Raw genomic sequence first — 9,457 nt, 5'->3', positions numbered from 1 at the left:
ATGCTGTCAGAGATTATTTGGATTACTATAATCATCGACGGATTCAACTAAAATTAAAAGGACTGAGTCCGATACAATATCGAAAACAATCCTTTAAATAACAGTCTAACTTTTTGGGGTCAGATCAAAATGGATGCACTTACTCTCTTAACCACAAGAAAATCAAATAAAAAATTAACCGCACCAGCGCCCAATGCTGAACAATTAGAACAAATTTTTCAAGCAGCAATGCACGCACCAGATCATGGAAAATTACATCCTTATCATTTTGTTGTAATGGAAAATGATGGATTAAATAAATTGGAAACGCTACTTAAAGCAGCCGTTGAGGAATTTGATTTAGGTGAAGAAAAATTAAAGAAAGCTGAAAATTTAGCACATCGCGCACCTATAGTTATTGGTGTGGTAGCAAAAATCGATCCAACTATCGCTAAAGTACCTGGATGGGAACAAATGTTGAGTGCAGGCTGTGCAACTTATGGATTACAACTGGCTGCACAAGCACAAGGATTTGATAATGTGTGGATTTCAGGGAAATGGATTAATGGCACTGCATTACGAGAAGCTTTCGGATGTCGTGAACAAGATCGTGTGATTGCATTAGTCATGATTGGCACGGGTATAGAGAAAGCAGAACGCGAATGCCGAGTTATCGATACCAAAGATTTTGTAACCTATCTATAAAACATTTCTTGCCTTCCTCGAAACTCTGAGGAAGGCAAAATATTGCTCTACTCTTCTTCTAATTCATCCGCCATCGCTGCCAATATTTCTCGTGTAAGAAGGGCTAATGCACGATAAAAAGGCAAAGTTGCTTGATTTTCTACTTGAGTTAAAAACTTCGCCGCACAAGGTAATAAAAAGGTTTCAAAGAATTCTTGTTGAGCCACTAAAGAATCCGAATTATCTTCAAGCCAAGAGGCTGTGAGCAATAATAAAGCAAAATGATCCGCACTTTCCACCTCTGGCATATTGCGCACAAGGCGAAAATTCATAAATTCTTCAACATCAATCTCGTAAGCTGAAATAGCGGTCATGACTTTGCCATTGGTACTAAATAATTTTTGATACTCTTGGTTCAATAAATTGAGAGCAATTTTAGCTTGCAGACTATTCAGCGCTAATTCACTCTCTTTATCAGTATCTAACGCCCAAACTTGACTCAAACCTTTTTGCTGTAACCAATCAAACGCACCTGCAAGTACTTCATCGGTAGGAGAACGATAAAAAAGATTACCGAATAATCGACTAATTAATGAAAAATTATTAATTTGTTTTTCAGACATTACGCTTTTTCCTTTAAAAGTACGGTCAATTTTTCTTTTGTTTTTTGAGCTGCAAGTTCAATCATTGCCTTACGCGCCTCATCATCAATTAAATGAATATCACCGAATAATTCAAACTCAACATTTTCAATGCCACAGTAATTAAACAATCCATTAATCAAACAATGATTGAGGGACTTATCTACACCAAATTCTTTATATTTATCAACATTACTGCCAATCGTAATAAATTGCTGCATTTGCTTATTTTTTAGCAATCCCACTGATTCGCCATTTTCCGTTTTATAAGCAAAGCCATGACTTAATACGCGATCTAAATAGCCTTTCAAAATCGATGGAAACCCCATCCACCAAAGGGGATAAACCAACGTAATTAAATCCGCTTGAAGAATAAAATCATGCTCTTGCTGAATATCTTCTGGAATAATACCTTTGTTAGCATTCTGCAATTCTTCATGAGATAAAATTGGATTGAAATTCATTTCATAAAGATCACGAAAAAATACATTTACACCATTTTCTTGACTAATTTGCTCAATACGATTGGCAATCGCTCGCCCAAAACTACGCTCTGAATTAGGATGAGCAAAAATAATTAAGTGGTTCATTTTTCTTACCTATTTGTAGGGAAATAAAACGTGGCAGAAGTCTATCAAAATAGACCGCACTTTGCATATAAAATCACATAAAAAAAGCGGGCATAGCCCGCTCTCTTATTTGCATCATCATTATGCTGCGTTTTTACGTTCTTCTTCCATACATACTGCCGCAGTAAATAATACGTCAGTTGATGAGTTTAATGCCGTTTCAGTTGAGTCTTGTAAAATACCGATTATGAAACCAACACCGATCATTTGTGCTGCTACATCATCTGAAATACCAAATAAGCTACATGCTAATGGGATTAATAATAATGAACCACCTGCCACACCAGATGCACCGCAAGCACAAAGAGAAGCCACGATACTTAATAAAATCGCACTAACAAAAGACACTTCCACACCTAATGTATGTACTGCCGCTAACGTTAAAATTGTGATCGTGATTGCAGCACCCGCCATATTGATGTTCGCACCCAATGGAATAGAAACAGAATAAGTTTCTTCATCAAGGTTTAAGCGTTTTGCTAATTCAATATTCACAGGGATATTTGCCGCAGAACTACGTGTAAAGAATGCGGTTACACCACTTTCGCGTACACAAGTCCATACTAATGGGTACGGATTACGACGAATTTTCCAATAAACTAATGCTGGGTTAATAACAAAAGCAGTAAATAACATTGTACCGATTAATACTGTAAGTAATTGCACATACCCCCCTAATGCGACTAATCCTTTATCAGATAAGGTTTCAGCCACTAAACCGAATACACCAAATGGCGCAAAAGAAATAATGACGTGAACAATTTTTGATACGCCTTCAGCGAAATCAGATAATACGTTCTTAGTTGCATCAGATGCATGACGTAACGCCAAACCTAAACCGATAGACCATGCTAATACACCAATAAAGTTTGCTTTGAAAATCGCATTTAATGGATTGTCTACCACATTTAAAATAAGGGTAAATAAAACTTGCCCAACAGCTTGCGGCGCTGAACTTGCATCTTCTTTGGTTGCAAGTACAACTTCTGTTGGGAATACGAAACCAGCAATAACAGCAACAAATGCAGCTAAGAATGTACCTAAAAGGTAAAGCACAATGATTTCTTTCATATTGCTTTTCGTACCAATCTTACGGTTTGCAAGCGCAGCCATAACAAGGAAGAAAATCAAAATTGGCGCAACAGCACGCAATGCTTTAACAAAGATGGTACCTAAAACGCCTACTTTTTCCGCAATATTAAAACCTAAAGCACCTTCAAGTGCAGGTCCAACAAGCGCAATAATGATCCCTAGAACTAAACCAGTTGCAATTCTTTTTACTAAATTGCCCTGGAATAACAGACGAAATAAACGAGATGTGTTCATACTTTTATCTTTCTTTTTAATAAATTTAACTTCAGATTGTTACCAATCCACCTACAAGGGAATTAAAGATAGCGTAAATTCTTATCGAAAGAAAATATTTTTTGTTATTTTTTATCCAATAAGTGAACTTTTTTCTAAATTTGTTAGATATTTTCTAAAAACATACTTATAAAAAAATTTTTTATTTAACCTATTGACATCCTGTATGAAACACCAGTAAAATTTAACTGTACAAAAAAACAAGGTAAAAGGTTATTTATCCATATTATTTAACAGGAGATAAGAGAATGAACAACCAAACTTTGACTGCACAATATGAAATGGATTTTTCTTATAATCCGCTCCCTTTTTTCAGTGATATGGATGACAGCCTTAAATTCAATAAAAAACTAGACTTGAATCTTTATTGCATTAAGCGTCCAAAGCAAACCTGTTTTATTCATGTAACCAATCCAAATATGTTAGCTTGGGGAATTGAAACTGGAGATATGCTAGTCGTCGAAAAAAATGACGATCTTTATTCAGGCGATCTTGTTGTGCTAGAAGAAAATAACGAATTTCATGTCTATGAATTTATGGCGCATAGCGGCAATTACCTTTTCATGGCATTGGATTCCACTACACCAAATATAAATACCAAAGATTGGTCGAATTTACCTATTGTCGGCACCGTAACCAATACGATTCATCAAATGAAACGTCGCGATAAAATGAAATGGGCAGCATAGTTAAAAGCAAATAAAAAAAGTGCGGTGAAAATCAACCGCACTTCTATCTAGTATCTAGATTATATTTAAATTAATGACTCGTCGCTTTACGTCTAGCAATCACTGCATTAGAAAGTTGTTGCAATAATCTTTCAGAAGATTCCCATCCAATGCACGCATCTGTAATACTTTGTCCATAAGTCTGTGCTTTGCCATCAACTAAATCTTGACGACCTTCCACTAAATGGCTTTCCACCATTACGCCAAAGATTTGTTTAGAACCAGATGCAATCTGATTACATACGTCTTGGCAAACGTCCATTTGTTTTTTAAATTGTTTACAGCTATTTGCATGGCTAAAATCAATCATGACATGAGGGATTCGGCCAGATTTCTCAATATCTGCACAAACTTTTGCCACATCTTCAGCGCTATAGTTCGGTCCTTTATCTCCGCCACGTAAAATAATATGGCAATCTTCATTCCCTTTTGTAGAAACAATCGCTGAATGACCAAATTTAGTGACAGATAAGAAATAATGAGGGGCTTCTGCTGCGCCAATTGCATCTAAAGCAACTTTCACGCCACCATTAGTTGCATTTTTAAATCCAACCGCACAAGATAAACCAGAGGCTAACTCACGGTGAACTTGTGATTCTGTTGTACGCGCCCCAATTGCGCCCCAGCTCATAAAATCTGCCACATATTGTGGCGTGATCATATCTAAAAATTCACCGGCAGATGGCACACCTAAATCATTAATATCAGAAAGTAATTTTCGTGCAATGCGTAAACCATCATTTAAACGATAAGTATCATTTAAATACGGATCGTTAATTAAACCTTTCCAGCCCACAGTTGTACGTGGTTTCTCAAAATACACACGCATAATAATTTCAAGGCTATCTTTATATTTTTCACGTAATGGTTTTAAACGGTTTGCATACTCAATTGCCGCTTTCGGATCATGAATAGAGCAAGGACCGATAATCACTAATAAACGATCATCTTTACCATGAATAATATTATGTGCCTCATGACGAGTTTGCTTCACTAATGCCGCAGCATGTTCACTAGCAGGGTATTTTTCTAATAAGGCAATGGGTGGTAACACCTGATCGACCTTTTCAATTCGCGTATCGTCGTTTGCCACGACAATTTCAATTTTCTCTTTAGCCATATATCACTCTCAAACTTTCAAATGTTGTGTTTTAATTATGTAGGTAATCTACACTTATTTTTTGTACTAGTAAACTAGTTCGTCGTGTTTTTTTTAGAACAAAACCTACAGATTCTCTATTAAACTATCTTTGGTGCATGCTTGCAAGCCGAATAAAGTGAAATATTGAGTGAATAAAAGACAAAAAAATACCGCACTTTCATGCGGTATTCACAAAATTAATGGCTACTTAATACTTGTGCTGGTTGTAATTTAGCTGCCCTACTTGCTGGATAAAGACTAGCAATTAAACTCAATGCAAGCGCTGCGACTAACACCATCAAAACATCCAACCAATGTAACTCGCTTGGCAAGAAATCCACAAAATACACATCTCCCGATAATAATTTCTTGCCGATAACCCACTCAATACCTTGAATAAAAGTTGTAAGATTTAATGCAAGTATAATGCCTAATACAATACCAATTAAGCAACCTTTCATTCCTGCCTGTAAGCCATACCAAATAAAAATACGTTTAATGAACGCATTATTCGCTCCAAGCGTGCGCATAATGGCTATATCGCCCTGCTTATCTTTTACCGCCATAATCAGCGTAGAAACAATATTAAAACATGCTACCCCAATCACGAGCACCATGGCGATGTACATCACTGTTCGAATAAGTTGAATATCGCGATACATATAACCAAATTTACCAATCCAGTTTTGAATATAAAGCATCTGCGGATAATCATTAAGCATAGATAAATCCAGATTTTTCACAGAAAAAGGATCATCTAATTTCAATTCAACACCTGTTATTTGATCTGATTTATAAGCCAAAAATTCTTGCGCTTGAGCAAGCGGTAATAAGGCATAACTATAATCCAGTTGCCCATCTAAACGTAAAATTGCAGTGACTTGCACGCGTTCACGAGTGGGTTGAGAAAGTTGTTCATCGCCGTTTTGTTGAGAAATAAGTAAAGTAATCCAATCCCCAACTTTTACATCAAGTTCTCTAGCAATACCTGATCCCAAGACTAATCCACCTTCTTTCCCAAATGTATCCCAGCCTTGCTCTTGTACGAAATTACCAAGAGAGCTCACGCGATCTTCTGCTTGTTTTTCAATGCCCTTCACCTGAACAACTTTCAATTTTGAGCCATTTTCTACCAATGCCGTAAAGCTAACAAAAGGAGAGATTCCTTTAATTTGTGGATTTTGTTGTAGGCGTTTTTCTAAATTTTGCCAATGATGAATTGTGGGATCTTTCGCTTGAGGCGCAGAAAAAATCTCAATATGCGGCACGACTGCCAAAATCCGTTGATTAAGCTCACGCTCAAAACCATTCATCGCACTTAAACCAACAATTAAAACTGCAACCCCCAGCGCAATACCGATAGCTGAAAATTTTGCAATTAATGCAACCAAAGGATTTTTCTGCTTGCCACGTTGATAACACCAACTAATAAAAAACGGCGTATTCATCACACACCTTCCTTCAAAATACCATCTTGCATAACTAAACGACGTGATAATTTTTCAGCAAGCCCCATATCGTGAGTGACTAATAAAAAAGCGATATTTTGCTCTTGATTGAGGTGTTGAATGAGTTCAAAAATGCTTTCAGTGGTCTTGTGATCGAGATTTCCTGTGGGCTCATCCGCTAAAACTAACGATGGATTATTCACCAAAGCTCGTGCAATCGCCACTCGCTGACGTTCTCCACCAGAAAGCGCTGATGGACGATGCGTCATTCTATGACTTAATCCCACCGCACTTAGCATTTTTTCGGCACGATCTTTCGCTTCTGTTTTATTTTGATGACCAATCAACATCGGCATCATCACATTTTCAAGTGCGGTAAAGTCCGCCATTAAATGATGGAATTGATACACAAATCCTAAATAACGATTACGCAAAGCAGCTAATTCATTAGCCGATGCTTTTTGCAAGGATTGTCCATTAATAAACACTTCCCCACTACTTGGCTGATCTAAGCCACCCAAAGTATGCAATAACGTACTTTTCCCTGAACCAGAGCTTCCCACAATCGCAACCAACTCTGCAGGTTCCATAGAAAAAGAAACGCCTTTTAATACTTGCGTTTGATTTTCACCTTCTTGATAAAATTTATTGATGTTTTCGCATTTTAATAAATAGTTATTCATTTTTTACTCGTTTTAACCGCTCTTTAGCAGCAAATCATCTCATTAAAAACTTGCGCGAGTCTACCACACTTTTCCCTGAGCTTAAATTTCAATGCGCCCAAAGCATTCAAATCCCGTTTCAGGAAAATATCTTTTAAGATAACCCTTTAAATAGCCTTGTGTCTCTTGACTAATAATAGGATCATATTCTGGATAACCGTTATACATTACGCTTAGCACTGACACACCATGAGAACGACAAGCCTCTAAACTTAATAATGTGTGGTTTATGCTCCCTAATTTTCCCGATGTCACCAAAATCAAAGGGTAATTGTTTGACTGGATATAATCTAACGTCGTCGCCTCTTCATAATAAGGCACCATTAACCCACCAGCCCCCTCCAACAATACATAATCATATTTTTCTGCCAAAAGTGCGGTAGATTTTTCAATCATTTTTTCATTAATTTCTCGCCCTTCGAGCTTTGCAGCTAAATGAGGAGAACAAGGATATTCAAAAAGATAAGGACAGGTTTCGCCTTGTAAATCTTCTTCCGTCAAATCAATGCCTTGAATCTTTCGATGTACAAGCAAATCATCAGAAATATTTTTACAGCCTGTTTGAATCATTTTTTGTGTAATAACGGAAAAGCCTTGTTCCATCAACTTTTTGGCATAAATGCCTGTTGCAACCGTTTTACCTACATCGGTATCAATGCCCGATACAAAAATAACCTTGCCCATAAATACGCCTTACTGATTTCCAGCACGAGAATAACGTGCGATAAAAAACAATGGATGATAAGTTAACCGAACTTTACCCGATGGCAAACTAAAAGCCTTCAAGTAATCATCAATAAATTTGTTGAAATTTTTTCTTGTCCAATTTTTCTGGTTAGTCGCTGTTACACCTGTATATTTCAGATGTTTGAGTACATCCAATGGTGTATCAAAGTCTAGTATTACATTAAAATCCTCACACCATAAAAGCTCAAAATCATTGGCTAACCAATTTTGCCATTGAGATAAATTCGGATAACTTAACCCCACATTCGTCATTTGGCGAATCTCCTTTAAATTGTCTTCACCAAAAGTCGTAATCGCCAATAAACCATTAGGTTTCAATCCTGTTTTACAATGGGAAATAAAATTGTCAGGATGATGGAACCACTGTAAAGCTGATGCACTTGCAATCAAGTCAAATTGTCGTTGAAAAGGAAAGTTCTCTGCATCACCACAATAAAAATCAAAGGGTTGAATCAGCTTTTCAGCAAGTAGAGAGCGTACATCGCACAAATCATTAAATAACCAATAATTGGCTGAAATCTGTTTTTGCAACAATGCACTCAACATACCAGACCCGCAACCGAGTTCCAAAACGCTATCTAATGATCCATTTGGTAAATAGTCTTGCAAATGCATCATTAATTTAATATTCATTTTTTGTTGAATTAACGCATGTTCATCATAACTATTTAAAGCTTTTTGGAAGGCTTGTTGAATACGCGATTTATTTACGGAAGTTAATGATTCCATAATGCCGACCAGTGGGTAAATCTTGAAAACACATAATGCTCACCCTCTATTTCCTGAACCGCACAACACGATGCCCAATATTGGTGCTGATTAGCTGGCATAAAAATTTTATCGCGAGAACTAATCCATGCATTTGTCCAGTGAATAAGATCGGCACGTTTATCTTTCTGAATCATCGTAAAAAGTGCGGTGAGTTCTTGATGAATTTCGTTAAATGGTCGTGCAGAAAATTGTTGATAACGTTCAAAAGATACTTTGTCACCACAAATTCTACGTTCAAACTTTGAACGAGTATTTTCTGTGAGATTATCTAACGTATCTTTAAAAATAGCATAGGGAATACCAAAGCTATCATTACAAGGTAAACCTGTGCCATTCACTGCTGTTGCTGATTGTAAGGTGATTCCTTGTAATACTCGCTCTGCCACCCAAACACCCATTGACCATGCCACTACACGAATTTGCTGATAGGCAGAAAAATCAAAATCTAACTTCAAATCTTGATAATCGTAGCAAATTAATAAATCATGATCTGTTGGCAAAATCAAATGAGCCACAGCATCAAGAGGTGTTCCCCAGCCAGCAAAATAAACTATTAAATGCTCACCTTGATGATCATAAAATTTCGTTTTCACATTATTTCC

General features: G+C 36.8%; 12 protein-coding genes. 3 read left to right on the top strand and 9 right to left on the bottom strand.

All coding sequences use genetic code 11. From position 1 onward, the window contains the following. Both DV415_RS09190 and DV415_RS09185 read left to right on the top strand, forming a co-directional pair. On the top strand, nt 1-101 hold a 101-nt coding region (locus tag DV415_RS09190), incomplete at its 5' end, for an IS3 family transposase (RefSeq protein WP_133253116.1). Nucleotides 102-129: 28 nt separating this feature from the next. Next, nucleotides 130-684 carry an NAD(P)H nitroreductase gene (locus tag DV415_RS09185; RefSeq protein WP_118791015.1) on the top strand — a complete coding sequence of 185 codons (555 nt, stop codon included), beginning with the start codon at nt 130-132 and terminating at the stop codon, nt 682-684. A gap of 47 nt (nt 685-731) precedes the next feature. Here the strand turns inward: DV415_RS09185 and DV415_RS09180 are convergent, their stop codons facing one another. The 3 genes from DV415_RS09180 to sstT form a co-directional block, all read right to left on the bottom strand. Beyond that, nucleotides 732-1,286 carry a TorD/DmsD family molecular chaperone gene (locus DV415_RS09180; RefSeq protein WP_118791014.1) on the bottom strand — a complete coding sequence of 185 codons (555 nt, stop codon included), beginning with the start codon at nt 1,284-1,286 and terminating at the stop codon, nt 732-734. After that, nucleotides 1,286-1,894, bottom strand: coding sequence for an NAD(P)H-dependent oxidoreductase (locus tag DV415_RS09175; RefSeq protein ID WP_118775865.1), 609 nt, complete (start codon nt 1,892-1,894; stop codon nt 1,286-1,288). The genes DV415_RS09180 and DV415_RS09175 overlap by 1 nt, the downstream gene beginning before the upstream one ends. Before the next feature lie 120 nt (nt 1,895-2,014). Further along, nucleotides 2,015-3,259 (bottom strand): serine/threonine transporter SstT, encoded by a 1,245-nt coding sequence (gene sstT, locus DV415_RS09170; protein ID WP_005632363.1) that lies wholly within the window; start codon nt 3,257-3,259, stop codon nt 2,015-2,017. 287 nt (nt 3,260-3,546) lie between these two features. Between sstT and DV415_RS09165 the strand changes: the two genes are divergently transcribed. Next, the gene (locus tag DV415_RS09165) at nt 3,547-3,987 is read left to right on the top strand and encodes a LexA family protein (protein WP_118791013.1); all 441 of its coding nucleotides are present in this window, start codon (nt 3,547-3,549) and stop codon (nt 3,985-3,987) included. A gap of 70 nt (nt 3,988-4,057) precedes the next feature. Here the strand turns inward: DV415_RS09165 and aroG are convergent, their stop codons facing one another. From aroG to DV415_RS09135, 6 genes are all read right to left on the bottom strand, one after another. Further along, entirely contained in the window at nt 4,058-5,146 is a 1,089-nt protein-coding gene (aroG, locus tag DV415_RS09160; RefSeq protein WP_118791012.1) for a 3-deoxy-7-phosphoheptulonate synthase AroG, read from the bottom strand. Nucleotides 5,147-5,364: 218 nt separating this feature from the next. Beyond that, nucleotides 5,365-6,615, bottom strand: coding sequence for a lipoprotein-releasing ABC transporter permease subunit LolE (lolE, locus tag DV415_RS09155; RefSeq protein ID WP_118791011.1), 1,251 nt, complete (start codon nt 6,613-6,615; stop codon nt 5,365-5,367). After that, on the bottom strand, nt 6,615-7,298 hold the full coding sequence (lolD, locus tag DV415_RS09150; protein ID WP_118791010.1) for a lipoprotein-releasing ABC transporter ATP-binding protein LolD: 684 nt from the start codon (nt 7,296-7,298) through the stop codon (nt 6,615-6,617). Before lolD ends, lolE begins: the two co-directional genes overlap by 1 nt. Before the next feature lie 81 nt (nt 7,299-7,379). Beyond that, nucleotides 7,380-8,021 (bottom strand): dethiobiotin synthase, encoded by a 642-nt coding sequence (bioD, locus tag DV415_RS09145; protein WP_118791009.1) that lies wholly within the window; start codon nt 8,019-8,021, stop codon nt 7,380-7,382. A gap of 9 nt (nt 8,022-8,030) precedes the next feature. Further along, complete coding sequence (bioC, locus tag DV415_RS09140) at nt 8,031-8,813, bottom strand: malonyl-ACP O-methyltransferase BioC (protein WP_118791008.1); 783 nt, start codon at nt 8,811-8,813, stop codon at nt 8,031-8,033. Next, the gene (locus DV415_RS09135; RefSeq protein ID WP_118791007.1) at nt 8,801-9,448 is read right to left on the bottom strand and encodes a DUF452 family protein; all 648 of its coding nucleotides are present in this window, start codon (nt 9,446-9,448) and stop codon (nt 8,801-8,803) included. The genes bioC and DV415_RS09135 overlap by 13 nt, the downstream gene beginning before the upstream one ends. Between the last annotated feature and the right edge of the window lie 9 nt (nt 9,449-9,457).

It is taken from the genome of Haemophilus haemolyticus (assembly GCF_003490595.1).
Classification (GTDB): domain Bacteria; phylum Pseudomonadota; class Gammaproteobacteria; order Enterobacterales; family Pasteurellaceae; genus Haemophilus; species Haemophilus haemolyticus_L.
The sequence above is the reverse complement of the archived record's forward strand: the minus strand, read 5'-3'. Positions and strand labels throughout refer to the sequence as shown.